Origin of the sequence: Pukyongiella litopenaei (genome assembly GCF_003008555.2) — a bacterium.
Classification (GTDB): Bacteria; Pseudomonadota; Alphaproteobacteria; order Rhodobacterales; family Rhodobacteraceae; genus Pukyongiella; species Pukyongiella litopenaei.
The window spans coordinates 2,292,461-2,316,233 of record NZ_CP027665.1 but is presented as its reverse complement, the minus strand read 5'-3'; the positions used below and the strand labels follow the sequence as shown (position 1 = coordinate 2,316,233).

Sequence of the window (23,773 nt, the reverse complement as noted above, 5' to 3'; positions counted from 1 at the left end):
TCATGCCTCCTGCTTGTTCAGGGCAAGGACCGAAACGGCGATGAACAATACCGCAAAGCCTGCCAGAGCAGCGTGATTGAGCCAGAGCTCCGGCAGTCCGAGACCTTTGGTGAAGGTTCCGACACTGATCTGCTGATACCAGGACGACGGGAAGGCCAGCCCGATCAATCGGCCACCGCCCGAAAGCGAGGACACCGGCACCAGCAGGCCGGAGAAGTTGACGGCCGGAATGATCGAGATCACCGCGGCGGCAAAGGTTGCCGCAACCTGTGTGCGGGTAAATGTCGAGACCAGCACGCCAAAGCCCGTTGTCGCCAGAACGTAAAGCAATGTGCCGACAAAGAGCGCCGAGACAGAGCCTTTGATCGATACGCCGAAGACGCCATAGGAGACGATGATCAGCGAGGCAAAGCTGAGCAAGGCAATCACAGCATACGGCAACTGCTTGCCCAGAATGAACTCGGTTCGCGTCACCGGGGTCGAGCGGAAGTTGGCGATAGAACCGGTTTCCTTTTCCCGTACAACCCCCATCGCCGCCATCATCGCGGGAATCAGTACCAGCATCAGCATGATGACCGAAGGGATCATCGCAAATACGCTCTTGAACGCCTGATTGTAGCGAAACCGGGTTTCAACCGAGGCCGCGGACGGGTCGAAGGCATGGCCATAGAGCCGTTCGATTTGATCGGACATGTAGGATACTGCGAGCCCTTGCAGATAGCCTCGCGTCGTTTCCGCCCGGAACGGCATGGCACCGTCCACAGCAATGCGGACTTCGGGTTGATCACCGCGCAGCAGCGATTTTCCGAACCCCGGCGGCACCTCGACCGCGACGACAAATTCGGAGCTCTTCATTCGGGCATCAAGCTCGGTCACGCTGCCCGCTGCCGGTCTTTCAGCGAAGTAGTGTGAGCCAGAGAAGCTCTCCATGAGTTCCCGGCTTTCGACGCTCTGATCACGATCGAAAACCACATAGGGCAGATCCTGCACGTCGAATGAAATCCCATAGCCGAAGGTGAGCATCAGGATGACCGGGCCCAAGAATGCGAAGGCAAGACGCATCGGATCACGCAAAATCTCGATCGACTCGCGGCGCGCGAAGGCCCAAAGCCGGGCAACGTCGAAGAGGCGATCTGGTTTTTGCTGCCTTTCGGGCACCTTGGTTGCAGGTGTCTCGGATACGGTGCCGCCGGCATCACCTGCCGCTTCGCGCAGATATCCCACAAATGCTTCTTCCAGGTCATCGGTGCCTTTGCTATGGGCGAGTTCCGCAGGCGTTCCGATCGCCAGGACCTTTCCCGCATGCATCAGCGAAATACGGTCACATCGTTCCGCCTCGTTCATGAAATGGGTCGAGACGAAGATTGTCACGCCCTCGTCGCGCGACAGCTTGATCAGGTGTTGCCAAAACCCGTCCCGCGCGACCGGATCGACGCCAGAGGTCGGTTCGTCCAGGATCAGAACCTCGGGCGCGTGGATTACCGCGACGGCAAGCTGAAGGCGCTGACGGATCCCCAGCGGCAGGCCGTCTGGCCGTTTATCCGCGTCGTCGGCCAGATCGAAATCATGCAGCATCTGTGCGACCCGCTCTGCGCGGGTTTCGATCGGCAATTGATAGAGTTGGGCGTGAAGCTCCAGGTTCCGGCGGACAGTCAACTCCCCATAAAGGGAAAAAGCCTGCGACATGTAGCCAACACGTTGCCGGGTCGCCATGTCATCCGGATTCAGCGTCTCACCAAACAGAAGCGCCTTGCCTTCGCTGGCCTTCTGCAACCCGGTCAGCATCTTCATGGTGGTCGTCTTGCCGCAGCCGTTGGAACCCAGAAATCCGAAAATCTCGCCGGGTTCGATCTGGAACTCGACCTGATCGACGGCAGTGAAATCGCCGAAGCGGCACGTCAGACCCTGCGCCTCGATGGCAGGCGGGCCGCTGACCCGTTGGCGTGGCGGCACCTCGACGGAGCGGTGGCCTTGCCGGTCTGCCTCGGGCAACATGGCGATGAACGCCTTTTCGAGTGTCGGTTGCCCGGCAGCATTTCGAATTTCGGTCGGTGATCCCGTCGAGATCACCTGGCCCGCATTCATGGCGGCAAGCCAGTCAAAGCGCTCCGCCTCTTCCATGTAAGCGGTTGCGACGATCACGCTCATTGCCGGGCGTTCGTCGCGGATCTGGTCGATCAGATCCCAGAACTGCTGACGCGAAAGCGGATCGACGCCGGTGGTCGGTTCGTCAAGGATAACAAGGTCGGGATCATGGATCAGGGCCGAGCAAAGCGAGAGTTTCTGCTTCATCCCGCCGGACAGCTTGCCTGCGGGCCGGTCCGGGAACGGGTCAAGCCCGGTGGCGGTCAAGAGGTTGTAGATGCGCGCGCGGCGTTCGGCCTCCGGCTGGCCAAAGAGCCGACCGAAGAAATCGAGGTTTTCATAGACCGAGAGCGTCGGATAAAGGTTCCGGCCCAGACCCTGCGGCATGTAGGCGATGCGATGGTTGCATGTCTTGAGATGGTCACGTGCGGCGATATCGCCGCCCAACACGGTCGCGCAACCGGATTGCAATTTTCGCACGCCTGAGATCAATGCAAGCAGCGTGGATTTCCCAACTCCGTCGGGGCCGATCAGACCCGCCATGCAGCCCGCCGGAATCTCCAGCGAGACGTCGGAGAGCGCCGAAACTTCGCCATAGCGGTGCGTGACAGATGACAGGCTGACGACCGGCGGGGGTGTCATTGCGGCAATTTCACCTGAAGGGCATCAGGCCAATCGACGGTATCGTCGACGCGCACATAACCGACACCCGCCACGCCCGCCTTCGCCTGTTGCTGATACTCTTCCAGCAAATCCGCCGGGATGGTCAGCTTCACGCGGAACATCAACTGGTCGCGTTCGTCTGCGGTTTCCACCGATTTCGGAGTGAACTGAGCCGAGCTGGCCACGAAGGTGACCTGTGCCGGGACCACGTAGTCGGGAATAGGGTCAAGGACAATCCGCGCCTCGGCGCCGATGGCCAGCAATCCTGCGTCCCGCGCCGGAAGAAAGATTGTCATGTATATATCTGTCAGATCGGTCAGCGTTACGACCCTTCCGCCTGCACCGACAACTTCCCCTGCCTTAGCGAGGACGTATTGGACACGTCCACGGTGTGGGGCTACAAGCTCCGCATCGGCCCGGATGCTTTGCAGCCGTTCGACGGTGGCTTCCGCCGACGCAATCGTGGCCGTTGCAAGATCGATGCCAGCACGGGCTGCGGCCACACCCGCATCTGCGGTGATCAGGGTGGCTCTCCTTTGATCGACCAATTCTTGCGGCACATGCCCCTTGGCCGCGAGTTGTTCGGCGCGGGCGAATTCCGCCTGTGCGAATTCCTGTTCGGACAAGCGTTGATTCAGCAGGGCTTCGGTTTGCAGCTTCTGTTGCTCTGCCTGCGTGACGGCGGCCTGGGCTTGGCGCAACTGGGCATCGATCTCGGCCGTATCCATATGCGCCACCAAGTCGCCCGCCTCGACCCACTGGCCCTCGGAAACGCGAACCTCGGCGATCCGCCCCGGCAATTTGGCCGCCACATCGATGCGCTCGGCCTCGATCCGTCCATTCGAACTGACGATACCGGCGGGGAGTTCCGCGGATTGACGACCCAACCAAAATGCATATGCACCGCCCAATAGTACGATGAGTGCGACAGCGATTGTGCCATAGCGCTTCCAGTGCATAGGACTTCCCCTCGTTACGGTGCCCGTGAAATCAGTCGAGCTTCCCGAAGCTAACCTCGCCGCAGCGCAGCGTAAAGACTTTCAGCCCTGCGGCATTCGCATGACCAATATGCCAAACTGTCCGATGCGTCGGCAGGCTTTCGTACCTAACTTGAACCGAACAACGCTTTTCTACGCCAGTTTTCGCCGAGGCGATTTGATTGACGACAATGTTCCATGGACGGGAATCGATAGACAGGCGCAGAGCATTCAGAGGGAACACCAGCAATGGGTCATGCGATGCAGAAACCAACCAGGGTATCCGAAGAACCGAACGATGGGGCCGGGATGGGCGGAATGGGACTGACCCGGCCAAGCCCATCGGATTCGCCGCAGCCCGAAATCGGACAAGAGCCGCACCTGGATGCAGACATGCCGGAGTTTCTGGATCGCGAACTGAAGGCCGCACTGGCCAAGCTGACCAATGGCCTTTCGCCTGCGGCGTTGGCGGGGGCATACTTGGATTGGCTGGTCCATCTGGCGACATCTCCCGGCAAGCAGGTCGAATTGTCGGAAAAGGCGTTTCGAAAGTGGATGCGACTGTCACGCTATGCGGCGAACTGCGCTGTCAATAGCGGTGGAACCGGTTCGTGCGTCGAGCCATTGCCACAAGACCGCAGGTTCCGCGGGAAGGCCTGGGGGAAATGGCCCTACAACGTGATCTACCAGTCCTTCCTTCTCAATCAGCAATGGTGGCACAACGCCACCACGGGCGTACGTGGCACCATCAGGCAACACGAAAACGTCATGGAATTCGCAACCCGGCAGTTGCTCGATATGTTTTCGCCGTCGAACTATCTTCTGACCAACCCGGAAGTGCAGGAAAAGACTCTGAAAGAAGGCGGCCTTAACCTGGTTCGCGGCTTTCGGAACTGGCTCGACGATCTGGATCGCCTGCAAAACGGCAAGCCCCCGGCGGGCGCTGAATCGTTTCGCCCCGGCCACGAGGTAGCGACAACGCCAGGCAAAGTGGTCTACCGCAACCATCTGATTGAACTCATACAATACACGCCGACCACCGACGAGGTCAGACCCGAACCCATCCTGATGGTTCCGGCGTGGATCATGAAATTCTACATCCTCGATCTCTCGCCCGAAAACTCGATGGTGAAGTTCCTGGTCGATCAGGGTTACACCGTCTTCATGATCTCCTGGCGCAATCCGGGGGCCGAGGATCGCGATTTGGGGATGGATGACTACCGCAAGATGGGCGTCATGGATGCAATCGGCGCAGTACAGGGCATTGTGCCCGAAAAGAAAATTCATGGTGTAGGCTACTGCCTCGGCGGCACGTTGCTCTCGATTGCCGCAGCCGCGATCGGCCGCGACGGCGGCGATCCTTTCGCATCACTGAGCTATTTCGCCTCGCAGATCGACTTTACCGAGCCGGGTGAACTGCAGCTGTTCATCAACGAGAGCCAGCTTACATTCCTCGAAGACATGATGTGGGATCAGGGCTATCTCGACAGCTCCCAGATGTCCGGAGCGTTCCAGATGATCGGATCCGCCGATCTGGTCTGGTCGCGGATTATTCGCAGCTACCTCATGGGTGACGAACCGGCGATGTTCGACCTTCTGGCGTGGAATGCCGATGGCACGCGGATGCCATTCCGCATGCATTCGGAATACCTCCGGTCGCTTTATCTGAACAACGAACTGACCGAAGGGCGCTTCGTCGTCCAGGGACGTCCGATCTCGGTGACCGACATCCGGGTTCCGGTGTTTTCCGTTGGCACTGTAAAAGACCACGTCGCACCCTGGCACTCGGTCTACAAGATGCATCTCTATCTCGATACCGATCTGACCTTCGTCCTGACCAGCGGAGGACACAACGCCGGCATCGTGTCCGAGCCGGGTCACAAGAACCGAAGCTATCAGATTGCCACGACACGCCATGATGACCACTATATCGATCCCGAAAGCTGGGCGGCTCAGACGCCCAAGAAAGATGGCTCTTGGTGGCCGGAATGGGTGTCCTGGCTAGAAGAACGGTCAGGGGAACCGGTCTCGCCGCCCGTCATAGGTAATGCTCTGGCCGATGCACCGGGGATCTACGTTCATCAGAAATAGGCGCGTACTGCACATTGAGGGAAGAACAAATATGGGCTTGCCTGACGGAAAGTGCCATCTCGTGGTCGGTAACGACAACGCCACTCGATCTCCATCGGTTGCGCGCAGGTATTCGTGCGTGAGAGTGCGGAGCCTTCGCGAACACTTCCCCCGGCATCGGCTGCTGGCTTTCACGAGAGAGCCGCTGAAAACCTGAACCAGGGGATTCTCAAGAGGATGCGAATGAGGTTCATACATCGACGTGTGTCTTTGCGACACAACCGGGCGAACCACCCGATCTCGGGCCAGCAAAAAAAAGGACATATGAACTTACACGAAGCCGTGCGAGTTACAGCTTGGTTCGACTAGCAGTTGTTAAGAGGACTATTTCAAAAATGATGAGGCTGATGGCGTCGCACCATCAGCCTCGCAAGCCAGATTGGCGTTATTGGCCAGCGGCACCTATGGCGTCGGCCGTGCCTTGAATGAAGGCAATGAGTTGTTTGACTTCTCGGTCGTTTAGATGGCCATCAAATCGAGGCATGCCGTTATGCACGCCGGCGCCTTCTAGTATCCAATCGCCGGCGTTGGCGATCACATCAGCATTTGAATAGCCGAGGTTCGGAATAGCTCCTCCGTTGTTGACACCCGGCACCCCGTGGCAGAATAGACAGTTGGACACATAAACTGCCAAACCATCGGCAACGTCATCCGGGTTGTACGCTACGCCTGTCAGCAGTTCAGTACGTTCTGAAGTCCCAAAGTCCGGCATCTCTGCCGTGCCGCCCACGCGAAAGGTAAAGACCCGTCCTGGCCCGACACGTTCGGTCGCCCGCTGCATCAGCCCGTAAACGCCGCCCCATCCAACGGCGATTGTCACATATTGAACGCCATCGCGCTCCCATGTCATGGGTGCCGCGACAACACCAGAGGTCACAGGCACCTGCCAAAGCGTGTCACCATTGGTTGCGTCATACGCAATAAAGCGTCCATCTGCGGTGCCTTGAAAAACAAGGTTACCCGCTGTTGTAAGCGTGCCACCATTCCAGGGGGAAACGTATTCCGCGCGCCACACCTCTTTCTGCGCCACTGGATCCCAGGCGAGCAGATGGCCAAAGGGCGTCGCTTCTGGTGCGATCGCGTTGAACAGATACCCGAGATTCCAGCCCATGCCCGACATGGTCGACAATGGTTTGTGGCTGTTCAACTCCCAATTCGGGTCCGTCGATTGGACGAGCGGGACACCTTGCGCCGGGATATAGACCAATCCGGTGTCAGGGTTATAGCTCATCGGATGCCAGTTATGCGCGCCGTAGGCTGACGGCACTGTCTCGAACGGTTCCTCCTTTGAACGCGCTGCCGGGTTTTCAATCGGACGACCATTTTCGCCATATGCACTTGCCCAGGTCGTTTCAACGAAAGGCTCGGCCGAGATGAATTCCCCATTCGCACGGTCGATTACATAGAAGAACCCGTTCTTCGGGGCCTGCATCAGGACCTGGCGCATCTCCCCCTCAATTTCGAGGTCAGCCAGAATGATGTGTTGGGTGGAGGTATAGTCCCACGTATCGCCCGGCGTGTTTTGATAGTGCCAGACGTAGTCACCCGTGTCCGGATTGAGTGCGACGATGGAGGCGAGGAACAGGTTGTCGCCCCCTGCAGGCGAGCGCAGATGCCGGTTCCAGGGCGAGCCGTTGCCGACGCCGATATAGAGGAGGTTTAGCTCTTCGTCATAAGCCATCGCGTCCCAGACGGTGCCGCCACCGCCAGCTTCCCAGTACTTCGCGGACGGATCCCAGGTTTCAGCCGCCATGCGCATGGCATCGTTCTCGAACGGCTTTTCCGGATTTCCGGGGACGGTATACCAGCGCCAGTCCAGTTCACCTGTTTCGGCATCGTAAGCTGAAACATAGCCACGCACGCCATACTCGGCGCCGCCATTGCCGATGATCACCTTGCCGTTGATGATCCGTGGCGCGCCGGTGCTGGTATAGCTTAACTCACGGTTTTCAATCGTGTCGGCTTTCCAGACCTGCACACCTGTAGCCGCGTCAATCGCATGCAAATAGCCGTCGTAGGCGGCGACATAGACCTTGCCATCGTAGACGGCGACGCCGCGATTCACGACGTCGCAACAGCCTTTGCTGGCAAACTCTGGCGGCACCTCGGGATCATAGACCCAAAGCTGTTCTCCGGTCACCGCATCAAGCGCATGTACGATGGACCAAGACGCGCTGACGAACATAACGCCATCCACAACGATAGGGGTTGCCTCCACGCCACGGCGACTCTCCAGCCCGTAGGACCAGGCCAAGCCAAGTTCACCCACATTGTCCGTGGTGATACCGTTCAATTGCGAATACCGCGTTTCCGCGTAATTGAGGCCATAGTTCAACCAGTTGCGGTCATGGGTATCGTTTTCGACAATTGCTTGCGTGTCGATCGCGCCAACGGCTGCACGGATTTCGTCAGGCGTAATCACCCGCTCTGACATCGCTTGCGTTGCGCACAGTGCAATGGCTGCACCAAATACATATTTCATCAGTTCCTCCCGTTTGTTGGATTGCATTGCTAGGCGGTCTCTTCCTCCGCTTGAGTCAACACCATCTCTGTCTCTTGGCACATGACAAACTTTTGAGGTTTGACCGTGACGGTCATCGGCAGAACGTCCTTGAACATCACATGGGTTGACACATTGAAATGGGCGATCCGTTCCTTGCAGAAACCGCGAACATCGTCTGCAGTCAGCGTGTTGCCTGACGGAATGATCCATGCACCGAGAGTTTCGCCAAGTTTCTTATCGGATATCGTCAACTCCAACAGGGGAGAGTCGGTCCGCCCAGAAACATGAGATGCTCCGTTGATCGGAAATCGGTTTTGCATGTCGCTCCTCCCCGCCATGCAACCCGGGCAAGTTTGGTCAGCACGCCCGCATGGTATCGAAGTCAGGCTGACCTCGCCACGTTGATGACCTGAATCTGCGTGTACTCGGCCAACCCCTCGGTAGATTGTTCGACTCCGAGACCGGAGCCCTTGAACCCGGCCATCGGGATATGTGGACCGATATTGAGTTGCTGGTTCACCCAGACGGAACCCGATTCAATGCGTCCAGCGATATCGGTGGCCATGGCGACATCCTTGGAATGCACCGAACCGCCCAGACCATAGTCGCTGTCATTCGCGCGCGCGACTACGTCGTCGATGTTGGCAAATGAGATCACCGGCAGGATTGGGCCAAACTGTTCTTCGTCAACAATCTTGTCGCCATCCCGCACGTCTCGCACAATGGTCGGTCTGATGAAGTAACCATCCCTGTCGGCGACGTCGCCACCGGCAATCACCGTGCCGCTGGCTTTGGCATCATCCAGAAATCCTTTTATCTTTTCGTATTGTGCCCTGTTCTGGATCGGGCCAATGGTCGTGCCTTGCTCCAGGCCGTTCCCGACGATGGCCTGATCCGCGATTCTTTTCAGCGCATCGCAGAACTCGTCATATATTGTCTCATGCACATAGGCGCGCTTGACCGCCAGGCAGACCTGACCCGCGTTGAGGAACGCACCACCGTAAACCTTTTCTGCGGCGGCCTGCACATCCACATCCGGCATAACGATTGCGGGATCGTTCCCTCCCATCTCCAACGTGACACGTTTCATCGTGTTTGCGGCAGAGGCCATGATCCGCTTGCCGGTCTCGGACGAACCGGTGAAGCCGATTTTCGAGATGCCAGGATGCGCGGTCATCGCCGGTCCAAGGTCATTGTTGTCGGTGATGATGTTCACCAGGCCCGCCGGGAAAATATCTTTGCAGATCTCGGCAAGGCGAAGTGCTGTAACAGGCGTCGTGGGCGCAGGTTTCAGCACAATGGCGTTCCCGGCCATCAATGCCGGGCCTATCTTCCAAACGCAAAGCAGCAGCGGGAAATTCCAGGCAATGATCCCACCAACCACGCCGAGTGGTTTGTGACGCGTCTCAATAAAGAAGTCATCGTCATCCTGGATGACGCGATCCGGCAGTTCCAGCGTGGCCGTATGGGTCAGATACCCAACACTCCATTGCACCTCGCCGGTGGCTTCGGGCAAGGGTTTACCCTGTTCCAGGGTAATCAGTCGCGCCAGTTCAGCTTCGTTTTCGGCGAGCGCTGCGGAAAGAGCCTCAAGCTTTGTCCGCCGCTCGGCCATTGAGGTTACTGCCCAGGCCTTCTGTGCCGCCGCTGCGGCGGCAACGGCCTCATCCAGTAGTGTTTCCGTCGCGCGGGGGACTCGCGCGAAGACCTCCTCAGTCGCAGGGTTCAAGACATCCACCCATTGGCCCGATTCTACCATCTGACCGTTGATCAACATCTTCTTGTCCATTTTCTATCTCCCTTGGAATTCCCACGCTCAGAGGGGGGACACCATCGTTGCCTCTCCACCTGTCGGGCTGAGAATTCGGAAATAGATCAACAGAGTCTTGGCGTACCGCGCCATATAATTTGCGTATAGCGCCATTTAAATGTTTTTATATCATATGCTTATGCGTTTTTCTGAAGAATTCGCGGGGGGATGTCTGATAGGCTTCGCGGAACATGCGGTTGAAATGAGACGGGTCGGAGAAGCCCGACATATATGCCAGATCCGTGATGCCGATCTCGTAGCCTTGCCGCTTGAGCCGGCGTCCGGCAGCTACGAAATGGTGCAGGCGGCGCGTCTTCAGCACTTCGGTGAAACTGGTCCCGGACCCATAGAAGTCACGCTGCAATTGGCGCCGGGAACGGCCAACGCGAACGGCGAGGTCATCGATAGAAAAGTCCTGATCCTGCAGATGCTGATCGATGATCTGCGATATGTACCGCATGCGGCCACCTCTATTCCGGAACTGACCGATATTGACAGAGGCAGGGTCCGGTCCGAACACCATTGCCACGAAATCGAAGAAATCATCGGGACAAAACTGGTCTACGTCGACCCCGTCCGACTGATCGGAAATCAGGTTTGTCAGGCTCGCATGAAGCGGATTGCGTGTGGTAACCTTGATGCCGGTGGCCGGGGTGTGTTCACGCCCAGCCAGAAACAGAGTACGCGGCATATGAACCGAAGTGAATTGGGACACGTTCCCGCCAAAGATCAATTCTGCCGGGCGGGTTGAGTCCAGCAACAGGAAATCACCCTTCTGCAACACAACATCGCAGTCACAGTGTCGAACGGCCATTTCCCCTTCAGCCTGATGCAGCAGAAAAAAGTGTTCAGCATCGTCCCGGCGAATGCCCTGTCGTGTGCGCTCGATCCTATCCACCGCGCATCGGATCAATGCTTTATCCAGCCCCTGAACCTGCCGCAGATCAAACTGCTCCGTCCGGGCACGGACCGCCGCCGGTTTCGCGTAGTAGTGGCCACAGCTCTCCCGAAGTCTGCCACGCCATTCCTCAAAGTTCAGCATGTTGTCCTCCCAAACTTATGCTGTCTCCGACAGTTCAATCCGTCTGATCGTACCTGAAATCTTTTTGGAAGGACTGTCAAAAGTTCAATCTCGCACGGATATTTCTACGGAGGGTGTGAACCGCGCCGGGTTTGCCGGAGGCTCCAAATCCTGAGTAGGATTGAGCATCATGCGCAAGACGACGAACAAGCATTTCCTCGAAGATCGGTTGCGCGCCGCAGACGCTGAACGAGTGGATCAGGAAGGCAGGGGTCGATCGCGGTGAACGCGGCGGAAGCACGACCGAGATGGCTGAGAAGCTATGCCAGCGCATGACCGGCACCAATCTGAACATCAACCTGTGACACTGGTCGTGCGATAGCTGTGTACTGACTGAGTTCAACGACGAAAACCGCCTGGATTGGATACAGTGACCCCACTTACGACCAAAGCACCATTTCCTTCTGATCGGCAGATAGGCTAGGCTGGTCGTCAGGGACCATCGAACAGTGGAGGATGAAATGGCCTGGCATGCACCCGAGCTTCGCGAAATCAACTGCGGCATGGAAATCAACATGTATTCGCCATCCGAGGACGAAGGACGCGAATACGAGCACGATCTGTTCTGATCCCCGGCTAGGAAAGTACCGCAATGCGGTTCCTCGTCCTGGGCGCAGCAGCCGGGGGCGGCCTTCCGCAATGGAATTGCGGTTGCACGAATTGCGTTGATGCGCGGCGGGGCGCGATCCCGCCCTCGTCGCAATCATCGCTTGCCGTGTCCATGTCGGACGGCAACTGGAGCATCCTGAACGCCTCGCCCGATATCCGGGCGCAGTTGGCGGCCAATCCGCAGATGCACCCATGCGCCCTGCGCCACACGCCCATCCGGTCGGTGCTGTTGACCAATGGTGATATCGACCATATCGCAGGGCTGCTCAGCTTGCGTGAACAGACTCCGTTCGAGCTTCTGGCCACGACGGAAATCCACGACATACTGGTGCAGAACCCAGTTTTTAGGGCGCTGTCACGCGACAAGGTGGTGCGGCGGGCTATCGTTCCGGACGCGGATTTCGCGTTGCAGGATGGGCTGACAGCGCGGTTGTTCCCGGTGCCCGGCAAGGTACCGCTGTTCATGGAGGGCGAAACCGTGCAGACCGACCTGATCGGCGGACAGACCGTGGGCGTCCGCCTGACCGGCGGCGGTCGGACTGCCTGTTACATCCCCGGCTGCGCGGATGTCACCGATGCGCTGTTGCGGGAACTGGCCGATGTCGATCTGCTGTTCTTCGACGGCACGGTCTGGGATGACGATGAAATGATCCGTTCCGGGACCGGCGCGAAGACCGGGCGCCGCATGGGCCATGTTCCGATCAGCGGCGAAGACGGGTCGGTGGCCCGGTTGGCCGGGGTCGCGGCGCGCAAGGTGTTCATACACATCAACAACACCAACCCGATCCTGCAACCCGGCAGCCCGGAACGCGCCGAGGTGCTGGCGGCTGGCTGGCAGGTGGCGCAGGACGGGATGGAGATCACCGCATGAGCAGGCTGACACTGGAAACCCGGCTGCGGGCGATCGGGGCGGAACGCTATCACGACCGGCACCCGTTCCATCACATGCTCCACGGGGGCGACTGCAACCCGGACCAGGTGCGTGCCTGGGTGATCAACCGCTGGGCCTATCAGGCAGCGATTCCGATGAAGGACGCGGCGTTTCTGTCGCGCTGCGACGACCCGGACATGCGCCGCGCCTGGCGGTCGCGGATCGAGGACCACGACGGCGGCGTTGACGAGGGCGGCGGCATCCGACGCTGGCTGAAACTGGCTGAAGCGGTCGGGCTTGACCCTGAGTATGTGGCAAGCGGGGGCGGCGTTCTTCCCGCGACGCGTTTCGCCGTCGATGCCTATATACGATACGTCCGCGATGCGCCTTTGTTGCAGGCGGTTGCATCATCACTCACGGAACTTTTCGCCCCCAAGATTCACGAGCAGCGCATCGCGGGCCTTTTCAAACATTACGATTTCGCCAACCCGGACTCGATGTCCTATTTCCAGCACCGGCTGAACGAGGCGCCGAAGGACGTGGCCTATGGGCTGGCCTGGGTGCTCGACCATGCGGATACGCCCGAGAAGGAGGACCAGGCAGCCGCGGCGCTGCGTTTCAAGACCGATGTTCTCTGGGCGCAGCTCGATGCGCTCTATTCGGCCTACGTCACGCCGGGCAGTATCCCGCCGGGCGCCTGGCAACCAGGGGAAGGCATGGCATGAAACTGGAACTTGCCGCGTCCGACCGCCCATATTTGCCGCGCGGCGTGCGGCTGCATCGCGACAAGGTGCGCGGCGGCATGGTATTGCTGGTGCCGGAAAAGGCGGTGCGGCTGGACGAGATCGGCGTTGCCATTCTGGAACGCGTCGACGGCAGAGCCAGTTTCCGGGAAATCGTCGAGCATCTGGCACAGGTCTATCGCGCTCCGGTCGGGCTGATTACCGAAGACGTGCAGCGTTTCCTGACCGGGCTGCGCGGGCGGATGTATCTGGAGGTGCACGAATGACCCCATCCCCGCCCATCGCGATGCTGGCCGAATTGACCCATCGCTGCCCGCTGTCCTGCCCCTATTGTTCGAACCCGGTCGAATTGCTGCGCAAGGAGACAGAGCTTGATACCATGACCTGGGCCGATGCGTTCAGGCAGGCCGCAGACCTGGGCGTGCTGCAACTGCACCTGTCAGGCGGCGAACCCGCGTCGCGCAGCGATCTGGTCGATCTGGCGGCGGCGGCGACCGGAGCCGGGCTCTACACCAACCTGATCACGTCGGGTATCGGGTTGACACCAAAGCGGCTGGATGCGCTGGAGGAGGCAGGGATCGATCATATTCAGCTGTCGCTGCAGGGAACCAATGCGGAACTGGCCGATCGGGTCGGTGGCTACAGGGGCGGCTTCGACCGCAAGATGAAGGTAGCGGCAGAGATCAAGGCGCGCGGCATCCCGCTGACGCTGAACGCGGTGATGCACCGGCACAATCTCGACGATCTCGACCGGACCATCGACATGGCTGTGGAGCTGGGCGCGCGGCGGTTGGAGGTCGCCTGCGTGCAGTTCCACGGCTGGGCGCTGGAAAATGTCGCCATGCTGCTGCCAACCCGCGCCCAAACCGAACGGGCGAAACGAACCGTGGCGCAGGCGCGCAAGGAATATCGCGGCGTGCTGGCCTTCGATTTCGTGCCACCGGACTACTACGCCGATTACCCCAAACCTTGCATGGGCGGCTGGGGCAGCGCCGGGCTGAACGTCACGCCGGACGGCACGGTCCTGCCCTGCCATGCGGCGCAGACCATCCCGCATCTGCGTTTCGCCAATCTGCGCGACGCGGCGCTGCGCGACATCTGGTATGACGACCCCGCCTTCAACGCCTATCGCGGCACTGATTGGCTGCCCGAACCCTGCCAGAGCTGCGACCGACGCGACGTGGATTTCGGCGGCTGCCGATGCCAGGCGATGCAACTGGCAGGCGATGCGGGCGTGACCGATCCGGTATGCCGCAAGTCGCCTCAACACGGACAAGTCGAACGACTCCTACATGTGCAGGACCGTACCGATATGACCGGCGAATTCCGCTATCGGGTTTTGGATCGCGCGCCGCACCAAGCGTCGGAAAGCGTCACATAAACCATTATAATACAATATGTTGGCCGTGTTCTGCGATGACATCAGAACGCTGCGACTAAAGTGCAATTTCGCGACACGGACAAAACCCCGACTATCCGACCACGGAATCGCGGTGCTGGTCCGACCCGGCTGGCGCTTTAGCAAAATCTCCGAGAGGGAAGCTATGAACGTTCAAAATCAACTCAACCTCAGCGCAGCGCTGGACACCTCCCATCTGGGCGTCGGAATGCCATTCAAGGCGCGCTATGGCAATTTCATCAACGGTGAATTCGTCGAACCGAAATCGGGTCGGTATTTCGAGAATACCACGCCGATCACCGGCGAAGTGGTCTGCGAGGTTGCCCGCTCCGACGCCAAAGATGTCGAGGCAGCACTGGATGCGGCCCATGCGGCGTTCCCGGCCTGGGGCAGGACGTCGTTGGCGGAACGGTCCAACATGCTGATGAAAATCGCAGACGTGATTGAAGCCAATACCAAACTGCTGGCGGCCGCGGAAACCATCGATAACGGCAAGCCAATCCGCGAATCCATTGCCGCCGACATCACGCTGGCGGTCGATCATTTCCGCTATTTCGGCGGTGTGATCCGGGCCGAAGAAGGTTCGGTCGCTGAGATCGACGCCAACACTTACGCCTATCACATCAACGAACCGCTGGGCGTGGTCGGGCAGATCATCCCGTGGAACTTCCCGCTGCTGATGGCCACCTGGAAGATCGCCCCGGCGCTGGCGGCGGGCAACTGCATCGTTCTGAAACCGGCCGAGCAGACCCCGGCATCGATCATGGTGCTGATGGAGCTGATCGGCGACCTGATCCCGCCGGGCGTGCTGAACGTGGTGAACGGTTTCGGCCTGGAGGCGGGCAAGCCGCTGGCCTCATCCAACCGGATCGCCAAGATCGCGTTCACCGGCGAAACCACCACCGGACGGCTGATCATGCAATACGCCAGCCAGAACATCATTCCGGTGACGCTGGAACTTGGCGGCAAGTCGCCCAACATCTTCTTCGAAGACATCATGGCCGCCGATGATGCCTATTTCGACAAGACACTCGAAGGCTTCACCATGTTCGCGCTGAACCAGGGCGAGGTTTGCACCTGCCCCAGCCGTGCGCTGATCCAGGAATCGATCTATGACGCCTTCATCGAACGCGCCATCGAACGGGTCGGCAAGGTGCGGCAGGGCAACCCGCTGTCGATGGACACGATGATCGGTGCTCAGGCCTCGACCGAGCAGATGGAGAAGATTTCGTCCTATCTGCAGCTGGGCCGGGACGAAGGCGCGGACGTGCTGATCGGCGGCGATATCGCGGCTTTGAACGGCGGGCTGGAAAACGGCAATTTCATCCAGCCCACCGTGTTCCGGGGCCACAACAAGATGCGCATCTTCCAGGAAGAGATCTTTGGCCCGGTGCTGTCGGTCACCACCTTCAAGGACGAGGCCGAGGCGCTGGAGATCGCCAATGACACGCTTTACGGTCTTGGCGCCGGGGTCTGGACCCGCGACGGCAGCCGCGCCTTCCGCATGGGCCGTGCGATCCAGGCCGGCCGGGTCTGGACCAACTGCTACCACGCCTACCCGGCCCATGCGGCCTTTGGCGGCTACAAACAGTCGGGCATCGGCCGCGAGAACCACAAGATGATGCTGGACCACTACCGGCAGACCAAGAACCTGTTGGTCAGCTACGACGCGAACGCACTCGGCTTTTTCTGAACTCTCCCCGACTGGCCGGCTCCGGGAGGTTCCGTGACCTTTCCGGCGCCGGCCGCTTTTTTCGAACCCCAGGTGCGATGATGACCGAAGCCCATATCATGACCGTCACCGCCACCAATGCAGCGCTGGAACTTGTCGCGCAACTCAAGACCCTGCATGGCGCCGAATTGCTGTTCCACCAGTCCGGCGGATGCTGCGACGGCAGCGCGCCGATGTGCTTCGCGGCGGACGACTATATCGTCGGTGACAATGACGTGCTGGTGGGCAGCATCGGCGGGTTGCCCTTCTACATGAACGCGGACCAGTATGAACGCTGGCGGCATACCGATCTGATCATCGACGCCGTCTCTGGCATCGGTGGCATGTTCTCGCTGGAAAACGGCAGCGGGATGCGGTTCCTGACCCGCTCGGACGTGTGCATGTCTTAGTACATGTCCGGGAGGTGCTAGGCCGGTCGTTGCAGCGTGTTCAGATAGGTGCGCAGGCGCACCGGCTGTAGCGGCTTGTAGAGCAGCAGCACGTCTTCCTGCTCGGCTCGGGCGATCAGCCGTTCGGACCTGTTGGCGGTGATCAGAACCGCGGGGATCGGTCCATTTACCCGTCGCAGGCTGCGGATCGCCTGCAGTCCGCTTTCGCCTTCGTCCAGATGGTAATCGGCCAGGATCACGTCGGGCAAGATGCCGAGTTCCTGAACCAGCTCGTCCGCCTCGGCCAGGTTGGTCGCCTCGATCGGGCTGGCACCCCAGGAATCGAGCAGCGTCATCATACCCAGTCGCACCTCTGCCTCGTTTTCGATGACCAGGGGGATCATGCCGTCCAGCGACGTGGCGACGGTCGTCACCCGAATCCCCTGCGGAGCGCGGGAGACGGGGCCCGGTGTGCGGAAAGGAACATGCACGGCAAACCGCGTGCCCACGCCTTCCCGGCTTTCCATCGTCAACCTGTGGCCCAGCAGGTCACAGGCGCGGCGCACGATGGTCAGGCCCAGCCCCATGCCCGGCGCAGCGTCCTGGCGTTCGATACGCTGGAATTCGTGGAACACGCGTTCCTGCTGATCCGTCGGGATGCCGGGGCCGGTGTCATGCACCTCAATCAGCAGTTCCGATCCCCTGCGCCGCGCACCCACCAGCACCTTGCCCGACTCGGTATAGGCAATGGCGTTCGAGGCCAGGTTCTGGATGATCCGCCTGAGATACGAGGCGTCGCTTTCCACGTCGAGCCCGCAATCGACCACGTGAAACCGCAGGCCCTTCCGGGCGGCGAAGGCTTGGAATTCTTCGCGCAGGGGGGCCAGCAGGCGGTTCAGCGGAAAGACCGAAACGGTGGCCGACGTGCCGGCGTCGAGCTTGGAGATCTCCAGAAGCGCGCCCAATATGGTTTCGACGCTGTCGAAGGCGCTCTTTACCCGCGCAGTAACATCTGTCTGCATCTCGTTCATCTCGGTTTCTTCGAGCGTCGAGAGGAACAGTTTCGCGGCGTTCAGCGGTTGCAGCAGGTCATGGCTGGCGGCGGCCAGGAAACGCGACTTGGACGTATTCGCCCGCTCGGCCGCATCCCGGGCCTGCTGCATTTCGGCTGTGCGTGCCTTGACCCGCTGTTCGAGCGTTTCGTTGACCTCGTGCAGTGCCGCGGTGATCGCGCGCTCCTTTGTCACGTCGGTCAGGCAGATGACGACACCACCATCGGGTGTCCGGTCGGTGAACACGTCGAGGATGGAACCGTCATTGCGCTGAATCTCGACACACAGCGGTTCGCGGTTGCGCCGGTCGGCCACCCAATCGACCACCGTCTGCGGCTCGTCCAGTGACCGGAAAATATGCGCGGTGGTGAAATGGTCGACGAACCGGTGAAACCCGGTGCCGGTGCGCATCAGTTCCATCGGCGGTGACATCAGTGCGAAAAACTGGTCGTTCCAGGCGGCCAGCCGGTCATCAGCGTCGAAGATGCAGATCCCCTGATTTATGTGATCCAGTGTCGCCCGGATCAGCCGGGCCTGATCGTCCAGCAGCTTGTCGCGCTGTTGCCGCTCCAACTGCACCATGTCGGTCACTTCGGTCTGCAGGATCGCGGTACCGCCGTCCGGTGTGCGTTGCTGGCTGACCTGAATCCAGCGGTCGCCCTTCAATTCGACCACGAAATCGCTGTGAAACTGCCGCAGGCGATGCAGTCGGTCGCGGCGCCAGTCCTCGGGGATGGCGCCGCCGGAAAGCACCAATTCCGAACTTTGCGAAACCAGCCGGATGTAGTCCTCGAGCAGCAGGCCCGGCGTGATATGACCCACCACATCTGGCAGCATCCGGGCAAAGCGCCGGTTGGACATGATCAGCCTGTCATCCGGCGCGAAAAGCGCGAAACCTTCCCTGACCGCCTCCAGTGCGTTGGAAAGATCTGCGCGCGCGGTTTCCGCCTCGGCCTTGGCCTCGGCCAGCCGTGCGCGGGACTGGTTCAACAGCGTCACCGCCTCTTCCAGGTCGCGGGTGCGCGCCTTGACCTGCGCTTCGAGCGCCACGGCGGTCTGGAAATGGGCGTAGCTGTTGAAACTGTCCTCGCCGCTGGCCTCGACCCTTCGCATCAGCACCTCAACGATGCGCTGCAGCTTGTCGAGCTGGCGTTGCTGGGGCTCGTTGGGGTGCAGGATTGGAACCGGCGGCGGGCTTTCAGGCATCGGCATCCTCCGGCGCGTAGATAGCGACGCCTGTGAAGGTCTGATTCACATGCAGCATGTTGAACTGTTCGCCATAGGTGTGGAACCCGACGACCCGGTTCTTCGCGAGGATCGACGAGATCCGCCGCCGCGCCTGGGTCTGGTCGATCTCGAGCTTGCGCAGGATGCATTCGCAGGCGACGATCGTGTCAGGATTTCCATGTGTATCCACAAGTTCATCCATTGCCCGTTGCAGATGGGTCACGATATCTTCGGGTTCGGCAACGGTCAGCACCAGTCCTTCGTCGATCGCGCTGAAAAACCGCAGATCGCCGTTGTCCTCGATCTTCTGGATGGCGCGGACGTGATACTGTCCGCCGACCTTGACCATGACCGGATTTGCCGCGAAGACGAAGGGCGATAATTGCCCCGGATCCTTGCCCACCATGCGGGCATATTCAGCGGCTGCGGGTTCGGCGTTGATCTCGCGGACCAAGCGGCGTTCCGGATCGGCGCTGGTCACCACCATGCGGGTGTCGGTCGGGCCGAAATGGTCGAAACGGAACACCTTGATCCGGCAGCGCGTGCGCAGGATCGCCAAGACTGAGGCACGTTTGTGAAACGCTCCCCCGGCGAACAATGCGGTTTCGTGAAAGCTCAGCCCGTCCCCGGCCGAGCCGCCGAACAGAGGCACCATACCAAGCGCCGGGTAGATCGTCGCCACGATCCGATCTTCGTTCCGGGCCATCCCGTCATTCAGCATGAAGGCGAATTCACCCTGCCAGTCGGGCGCGATACGGGCAACTTCGCTGAGCTGGTCCAGCACCGCCTTGGCAATACCGGCACCGTCTTGCTTGTCCGTATCGGTCAGCAATTGCACCGAGGCGCAAAAATGCGAGGCAGGGAAGCCCACCGCCACAATTGTGTCGTCGGCAATGCCGTCGGGTGTGATTTCCCCGGCCGTGGTACAGCCGATCACCGGCACATCGGGAAATGTCGCGTTGATCGCGCTGGCCAGCAGACCCGAAAGATGGCACGGCGCGACAAAAATCGTCACCAGCGCGAACTTCTCCCATCCAAGCTGATCGCGCAATTCGCGCAACGCCTCTGCCGGGTCGCGAGACGACGTGACCGCGCGCCGGACGATACGCCCAAAATCCGGCAAGCCAGGCTGCTGGGCTTTTCCCGTGGACACCGCGCGTTCCGTTCCCGTGATCCCCGTCCGGTTGACCATATCCTAGTTCAGGATCGTTTCGAACTTCGCCTTCTGCGCCACCAGCGCCGCCTGCGTGCGGCTGTGCACCCCCAGCTTGCGCAGGATTGCGGTCATATGCGCCTTGACGGTAGTTTCGGCAATCGTCAGTTCAAACGCAATCTGCTTGTTCAGCTTGCCTTCGCAGATCAGGCGCAAGATGCAGGCCTGCTGCGGCGTCAATGTTGCCAGCCGGGCCGCCGCGTCGTCATCATCGATCCCGTCTTCGACTTCGGGCGCGATATAGTCCACGGGCGTAAAGGTTTCCCCGGCCTGGATCACCCGGAAGGCTTCGGTGATGGTTTCCTTGGGCGAATCCTTGGGGATGAACCCTGCTGCGCCTTCGCGCAACACGGACAGGATCATCTGATTTTCTGACAACGACGACACCACGATCACCGGGGTTTCAGGCACCGCCATCTTCAGACGCACCAACCCGTCCAGCCCGTCCACATCCGGAAGGTTCAGGTCGAGCAGCACCACATCAGGCACGACCCCCGTTTTCAGCACGTCAAGCGCATTGTGAAGGTTGTTGGTCATGGTGACATTCTGCACTGCCAGCCCGTTGCGCAGAATCATCGACAGCGCCTCGCAGAACAGCGGATGGTCGTCGATGACCAGAACCTCTCGAAGCGGGGCGTTCGCTGCATCGTCGGTCGCTGACATCTTCGTCATCTCCACGTTGTCGATTTTCCTCCAGCCTAGCACAGATCGGTGGGCGGCTCCCTTCGACCAAAGGCGTAAACGTGTATTACCCCATCCGCTATTGCCGCAGAAACGCACAGGCACGCGCACGAAAGCGCGTGCCCGGTCGCCGCCTGCCGCAGTTCAGTTGTTTTCCGCCATCTGGCGCGGCAGCTTGAAGGTCCACAGCGTACCTCCCTGGTTCAGGAAGCTCACCTGCTTAGCCACCTCGCCGCCCCAAAGCGGCACTGCGCCCCCCCAGCCTGAGATGACCGAAACATACTGTTCTCCATCCTGTTCCCAGGTAACCGGCTGGCCGACGATGCCCGAACCGGTCTGGAAGCTCCACAACTCCTCTCCGGTCTCGTCATCAAAGGCGATGAAGCGACCTTCAGGGGTGCCGGTGAACACCAGTCCGCCGGCAGTGGTCATCACGCCGCCCCAGAGCGGCGCGGGGTTCTGGAATTCCCATTTGATCTCGCCAGTCAGCGGGTCGATTGCCTTGAGCGACCCGATATAATCCTCGAACAGTGGCTTGATGGTGAAACCCGCACCAAGATAGGCAGCACCCGCCTTGTAGGTGATCGGTTCGTTCCAGATATCCATGCCCCATTCGTTAGAGGGCACATAGAATAGGCCGGTCTTTTGGCTGAAGGCCATCGGCATCCAGTTCTTACCGCCGAGGAAGGACGGCACGGCAAAGATGGTTTCGCCCTTGTTCCCGCCGGCGGCTTCAGTTGGATCGCCGGGCCGGTTGGCTTCGTTGTAAATCGGGCGACCGGTGTCATCGATGCCTTCGGCCCAACTGATGTCCTTCACGAAGGGATGCGCGGCCACGAAAGATCCGTCCTCACGGTTCAGAACATAGAAGAACCCGTTGCGGTCGGCGGTGGCATAGTACTTGTTGCCGTCAGTTCCGGTAAAGGCCACCACCTCGTTTACGCCATCGAAATCCCACCCCTCGCGAGGCGTGGTCTGGAAATGCCACTTGATTTCACCGGTGGCTGGGTCCAGTCCGATACGGCTGGCGGCATAGAGGTTGTCACCGGAATTGCCATCGGTCGGCACGCCGGCATTACGCAGATGACTGTTCCACGGTGCCGGGTTGCCAGCGCCAAAAACCAGCGTGTCGGTATCCGCGTCATAGGAGCCGCCCAGCCAGGTCGCCCCGCCGCCGGTTTTCCACATGTCGCCTGGCCAGGTCGCGTTCAGCACCCCGGTCATCGTCGATTCCTCGCCGTTGAGCGTGCCCATGTGCCCCTCGATTACCGGCCGGGTCCAGACGATGTCGCCCGTATCGGCGTCGCGCGCCTGCACTTCGCCCACAATCCCGAATTCGCCGCCGGAATTGCCGTTGATCACCAGCCCGTTCACGATCAGGGGGGCGGCGGTATAAGAGTAGCCCGCCTTATAATCGCCGATCTTGTCACGCCAAACCACGTCTCCGGTCTTGAGATCGAGCGCCACCATACGCGCATCCAGCGTGCCGAAATAAATCTTGTCACCATAGATGGCCGCGCCTCGGTTGACCACGTCGCAGCAGGGCAGGATGCCTTCAGGCAGGCGCGCATCATACTGCCAGATCTCCTTGCCCGTCTTCAGATCTATCGCATAAAGTCGCGAATATGATCCGGTGATATACATCACCCCATCATAGATCAGCGGTTGGGTTTCCTGGCCACGCTGTTTCTCACCGCCCAGCGAAAACGCCCATGCGGCCACCAGATTCTGTACGTTGTCGCGGTTGAGCGTATCGAGCGGGCTGAAACGTTGCAGATGCCGCCCCATCCCGTTGGTGACGATCTGCGTGGTGATCGTCTGGTCGTTTCTGAGATCGTCTTCCGTCACCTGCGCCTGCGCGGCGCCCGCCGCAATCAGGCTAGCCGTGGCGGTTATCATGAACCGGTTCATCTTCGTCCTCCCTTGATCCAACCGAGCCGAACGAAATCCGCCGCGAAATGGGATCATCGGCCGGCTATAGTATCGGGTCCGGAACGCGGCGGCGATATTGCACATAGGTCGTAGTTGGCCGGATCAGAATAGCGGCGCGTATTTCCAGTTATCCGCATCCGGCGTCACTTCGTCAGGGTCATAGCCCGATGCCTGCATCCGCCGCGCAATTGGCAAACCGGTCGCAGCGGCGGCGTCTATCAGCCGTCGCCCCTGTGCCACGTCGCGCCTCACCCCGTGGCCCCGGATCATGTTGAGACCGAGGTTGAACTGCCCAACCGGGTCGCCTGCTTGGGCCGCGCGCCGGTCCCATTCTGCCGCCGCTTCGGGATTGTATTCGCCGCCCAGCCCATTGTTGTCCAGCTGGCTCATCCATGTCATCGCACCGGTGTATCCGGCTTCGGCGCAGGCTTCGAACACTTCGCGCGCCATGACGTGGCGGCCGCTCTTGGTGATGAAATAGCCTGTCATGCAGGTCGGCATGTCGGTTTCACCGTTGCGGATGTTGTCTATCATCCGGCCGATGGTCATTTCCTCGGGGTTGAGCGTTCCGCCCGGATCCGCGAGGGCCGGGGTTGCCACAAGCGCCGCTACGGCGAGACGTTTCAGCATGATGCGACCTCCTGTCCGTCGCAGTCTAGCATGGTGCCCGTTCCCTTGCATCCATTCCGTGGTCGCG

At 60.1% G+C, this 23,773-nt stretch carries 20 protein-coding genes; 8 read left to right on the top strand and 12 right to left on the bottom strand.

What is annotated here, in order from left to right; all coding sequences use genetic code 11:
* The 3 genes from rbbA to C6Y53_RS11520 are packed head-to-tail and all read right to left on the bottom strand — an operon-like array spanning position 1 to position 3,999.
* Complete coding sequence (gene rbbA, locus C6Y53_RS11530; protein ID WP_106472561.1) at positions 1 to 2,727, bottom strand: ribosome-associated ATPase/putative transporter RbbA; 2,727 nt, start codon at positions 2,725 to 2,727, stop codon at positions 1 to 3.
* Positions 2,724 to 3,707, bottom strand: coding sequence for an HlyD family secretion protein (locus C6Y53_RS11525; RefSeq protein WP_106472560.1), 984 nt, complete (start codon positions 3,705 to 3,707; stop codon positions 2,724 to 2,726). Before C6Y53_RS11525 ends, rbbA begins: the two co-directional genes overlap by 4 nt.
* A 31-nt stretch (positions 3,708 to 3,738) precedes the next feature.
* Positions 3,739 to 3,999, bottom strand: coding sequence for a hypothetical protein (locus C6Y53_RS11520; RefSeq protein WP_149615518.1), 261 nt, complete (start codon positions 3,997 to 3,999; stop codon positions 3,739 to 3,741).
* 44 nt (positions 4,000 to 4,043) lie between these two features.
* On the opposite strand from C6Y53_RS11520, the gene C6Y53_RS11515 reads away from it, so the two are divergent.
* On the top strand, positions 4,044 to 5,816 hold the full coding sequence (locus C6Y53_RS11515) for a PHA/PHB synthase family protein (protein WP_244614817.1): 1,773 nt from the start codon (positions 4,044 to 4,046) through the stop codon (positions 5,814 to 5,816).
* A 424-nt stretch (positions 5,817 to 6,240) separates the two neighbouring features.
* Here the strand turns inward: C6Y53_RS11515 and C6Y53_RS11510 are convergent, their stop codons facing one another.
* The 4 genes from C6Y53_RS11510 to C6Y53_RS11495 all read right to left on the bottom strand — a co-directional run bounded on the left by C6Y53_RS11510 (position 6,241) and on the right by C6Y53_RS11495 (position 11,210).
* Positions 6,241 to 8,337, bottom strand: a complete 2,097-nt coding sequence (locus tag C6Y53_RS11510; protein WP_106474063.1) for a PQQ-dependent dehydrogenase, methanol/ethanol family — start codon at positions 8,335 to 8,337, stop codon at positions 6,241 to 6,243.
* Between the two features lie 29 nt (positions 8,338 to 8,366).
* Positions 8,367 to 8,678 carry a hypothetical protein gene (locus C6Y53_RS11505; protein ID WP_149615517.1) on the bottom strand — a complete coding sequence of 104 codons (312 nt, stop codon included), beginning with the start codon at positions 8,676 to 8,678 and terminating at the stop codon, positions 8,367 to 8,369.
* Between the two features lie 62 nt (positions 8,679 to 8,740).
* On the bottom strand, positions 8,741 to 10,147 hold the full coding sequence (locus C6Y53_RS11500; RefSeq protein WP_106472559.1) for an aldehyde dehydrogenase family protein: 1,407 nt from the start codon (positions 10,145 to 10,147) through the stop codon (positions 8,741 to 8,743).
* A 145-nt stretch (positions 10,148 to 10,292) separates the two neighbouring features.
* Positions 10,293 to 11,210, bottom strand: a complete 918-nt coding sequence (locus C6Y53_RS11495; protein WP_106472558.1) for a helix-turn-helix domain-containing protein — start codon at positions 11,208 to 11,210, stop codon at positions 10,293 to 10,295.
* A 500-nt stretch (positions 11,211 to 11,710) separates the two neighbouring features.
* Between C6Y53_RS11495 and pqqA the strand changes: the two genes are divergently transcribed.
* From pqqA to C6Y53_RS11455, 7 genes are all read left to right on the top strand, one after another.
* Complete coding sequence (gene pqqA, locus C6Y53_RS11485) at positions 11,711 to 11,818, top strand: pyrroloquinoline quinone precursor peptide PqqA (RefSeq protein WP_106472557.1); 108 nt, start codon at positions 11,711 to 11,713, stop codon at positions 11,816 to 11,818.
* 23 nt (positions 11,819 to 11,841) lie between these two features.
* Positions 11,842 to 12,729: a pyrroloquinoline quinone biosynthesis protein PqqB gene (gene pqqB, locus C6Y53_RS11480; protein ID WP_106472556.1), complete on the top strand. Its 888-nt coding sequence runs from the start codon at positions 11,842 to 11,844 to the stop codon at positions 12,727 to 12,729.
* Positions 12,726 to 13,454, top strand: coding sequence for a pyrroloquinoline-quinone synthase PqqC (pqqC, locus tag C6Y53_RS11475; RefSeq protein ID WP_106472555.1), 729 nt, complete (start codon positions 12,726 to 12,728; stop codon positions 13,452 to 13,454). The genes pqqB and pqqC overlap by 4 nt, the downstream gene beginning before the upstream one ends.
* Positions 13,451 to 13,738: a pyrroloquinoline quinone biosynthesis peptide chaperone PqqD gene (gene pqqD / locus C6Y53_RS11470; RefSeq protein ID WP_106472554.1), complete on the top strand. Its 288-nt coding sequence runs from the start codon at positions 13,451 to 13,453 to the stop codon at positions 13,736 to 13,738. The genes pqqC and pqqD overlap by 4 nt, the downstream gene beginning before the upstream one ends.
* A complete protein-coding gene (pqqE, locus tag C6Y53_RS11465; protein WP_106472553.1) occupies positions 13,735 to 14,853 on the top strand; it encodes a pyrroloquinoline quinone biosynthesis protein PqqE in 1,119 nt (372 codons plus the stop codon). Before pqqD ends, pqqE begins: the two co-directional genes overlap by 4 nt.
* Before the next feature lie 226 nt (positions 14,854 to 15,079).
* A complete protein-coding gene (gene adh, locus C6Y53_RS11460; RefSeq protein ID WP_211299525.1) occupies positions 15,080 to 16,564 on the top strand; it encodes an aldehyde dehydrogenase in 1,485 nt (494 codons plus the stop codon).
* A gap of 80 nt (positions 16,565 to 16,644) precedes the next feature.
* Positions 16,645 to 16,992 (top strand): DUF779 domain-containing protein, encoded by a 348-nt coding sequence (locus tag C6Y53_RS11455; protein ID WP_211299364.1) that lies wholly within the window; start codon positions 16,645 to 16,647, stop codon positions 16,990 to 16,992.
* A 17-nt stretch (positions 16,993 to 17,009) separates the two neighbouring features.
* On the opposite strand, the gene C6Y53_RS11450 is transcribed toward C6Y53_RS11455, so the two are convergent.
* From C6Y53_RS11450 to C6Y53_RS11430, 5 genes are all read right to left on the bottom strand, one after another.
* Complete coding sequence (locus C6Y53_RS11450) at positions 17,010 to 19,229, bottom strand: PAS-domain containing protein (protein WP_211299363.1); 2,220 nt, start codon at positions 19,227 to 19,229, stop codon at positions 17,010 to 17,012.
* Positions 19,222 to 20,373, bottom strand: a complete 1,152-nt coding sequence (locus C6Y53_RS11445) for an FIST N-terminal domain-containing protein (protein WP_244614816.1) — start codon at positions 20,371 to 20,373, stop codon at positions 19,222 to 19,224. The genes C6Y53_RS11450 and C6Y53_RS11445 overlap by 8 nt, the downstream gene beginning before the upstream one ends.
* A gap of 72 nt (positions 20,374 to 20,445) precedes the next feature.
* A complete protein-coding gene (locus C6Y53_RS11440; protein WP_244614815.1) occupies positions 20,446 to 21,255 on the bottom strand; it encodes a response regulator in 810 nt (269 codons plus the stop codon).
* A gap of 33 nt (positions 21,256 to 21,288) precedes the next feature.
* The gene (locus C6Y53_RS11435; protein ID WP_106472549.1) at positions 21,289 to 23,055 is read right to left on the bottom strand and encodes a PQQ-dependent methanol/ethanol family dehydrogenase; all 1,767 of its coding nucleotides are present in this window, start codon (positions 23,053 to 23,055) and stop codon (positions 21,289 to 21,291) included.
* A 123-nt stretch (positions 23,056 to 23,178) separates the two neighbouring features.
* Positions 23,179 to 23,706: a tetratricopeptide repeat protein gene (locus C6Y53_RS11430; RefSeq protein WP_106472548.1), complete on the bottom strand. Its 528-nt coding sequence runs from the start codon at positions 23,704 to 23,706 to the stop codon at positions 23,179 to 23,181.
* Between the last annotated feature and the right edge of the window lie 67 nt (positions 23,707 to 23,773).

Coding starts and splice junctions, on each gene's coding strand:
- pqqE (WP_106472553.1), top strand. CDS start 13,735: ATGACCCCATCCCCGCCCATCGCGATGCTGGCCGAATTGACCCATCGC.
- C6Y53_RS11450 (WP_211299363.1), bottom strand. CDS start 19,229: ATGCCTGAAAGCCCGCCGCCGGTTCCAATCCTGCACCCCAACGAGCCC.
- C6Y53_RS11500 (WP_106472559.1), bottom strand. CDS start 10,147: ATGGACAAGAAGATGTTGATCAACGGTCAGATGGTAGAATCGGGCCAA.
- pqqB (WP_106472556.1), top strand. CDS start 11,842: ATGCGGTTCCTCGTCCTGGGCGCAGCAGCCGGGGGCGGCCTTCCGCAA.
- C6Y53_RS11510 (WP_106474063.1), bottom strand. CDS start 8,337: ATGAAATATGTATTTGGTGCAGCCATTGCACTGTGCGCAACGCAAGCG.
- C6Y53_RS11515 (WP_244614817.1), top strand. CDS start 4,044: ATGGGACTGACCCGGCCAAGCCCATCGGATTCGCCGCAGCCCGAAATC.
- C6Y53_RS11505 (WP_149615517.1), bottom strand. CDS start 8,678: ATGCAAAACCGATTTCCGATCAACGGAGCATCTCATGTTTCTGGGCGG.
- rbbA (WP_106472561.1), bottom strand. CDS start 2,727: ATGACACCCCCGCCGGTCGTCAGCCTGTCATCTGTCACGCACCGCTAT.
- C6Y53_RS11435 (WP_106472549.1), bottom strand. CDS start 23,055: ATGAACCGGTTCATGATAACCGCCACGGCTAGCCTGATTGCGGCGGGC.
- pqqD (WP_106472554.1), top strand. CDS start 13,451: ATGAAACTGGAACTTGCCGCGTCCGACCGCCCATATTTGCCGCGCGGC.
- pqqC (WP_106472555.1), top strand. CDS start 12,726: ATGAGCAGGCTGACACTGGAAACCCGGCTGCGGGCGATCGGGGCGGAA.
- pqqA (WP_106472557.1), top strand. CDS start 11,711: ATGGCCTGGCATGCACCCGAGCTTCGCGAAATCAACTGCGGCATGGAA.
- adh (WP_211299525.1), top strand. CDS start 15,080: ATGCCATTCAAGGCGCGCTATGGCAATTTCATCAACGGTGAATTCGTC.
- C6Y53_RS11495 (WP_106472558.1), bottom strand. CDS start 11,210: ATGCTGAACTTTGAGGAATGGCGTGGCAGACTTCGGGAGAGCTGTGGC.
- C6Y53_RS11430 (WP_106472548.1), bottom strand. CDS start 23,706: ATGCTGAAACGTCTCGCCGTAGCGGCGCTTGTGGCAACCCCGGCCCTC.
- C6Y53_RS11525 (WP_106472560.1), bottom strand. CDS start 3,707: ATGCACTGGAAGCGCTATGGCACAATCGCTGTCGCACTCATCGTACTA.
- C6Y53_RS11455 (WP_211299364.1), top strand. CDS start 16,645: ATGACCGAAGCCCATATCATGACCGTCACCGCCACCAATGCAGCGCTG.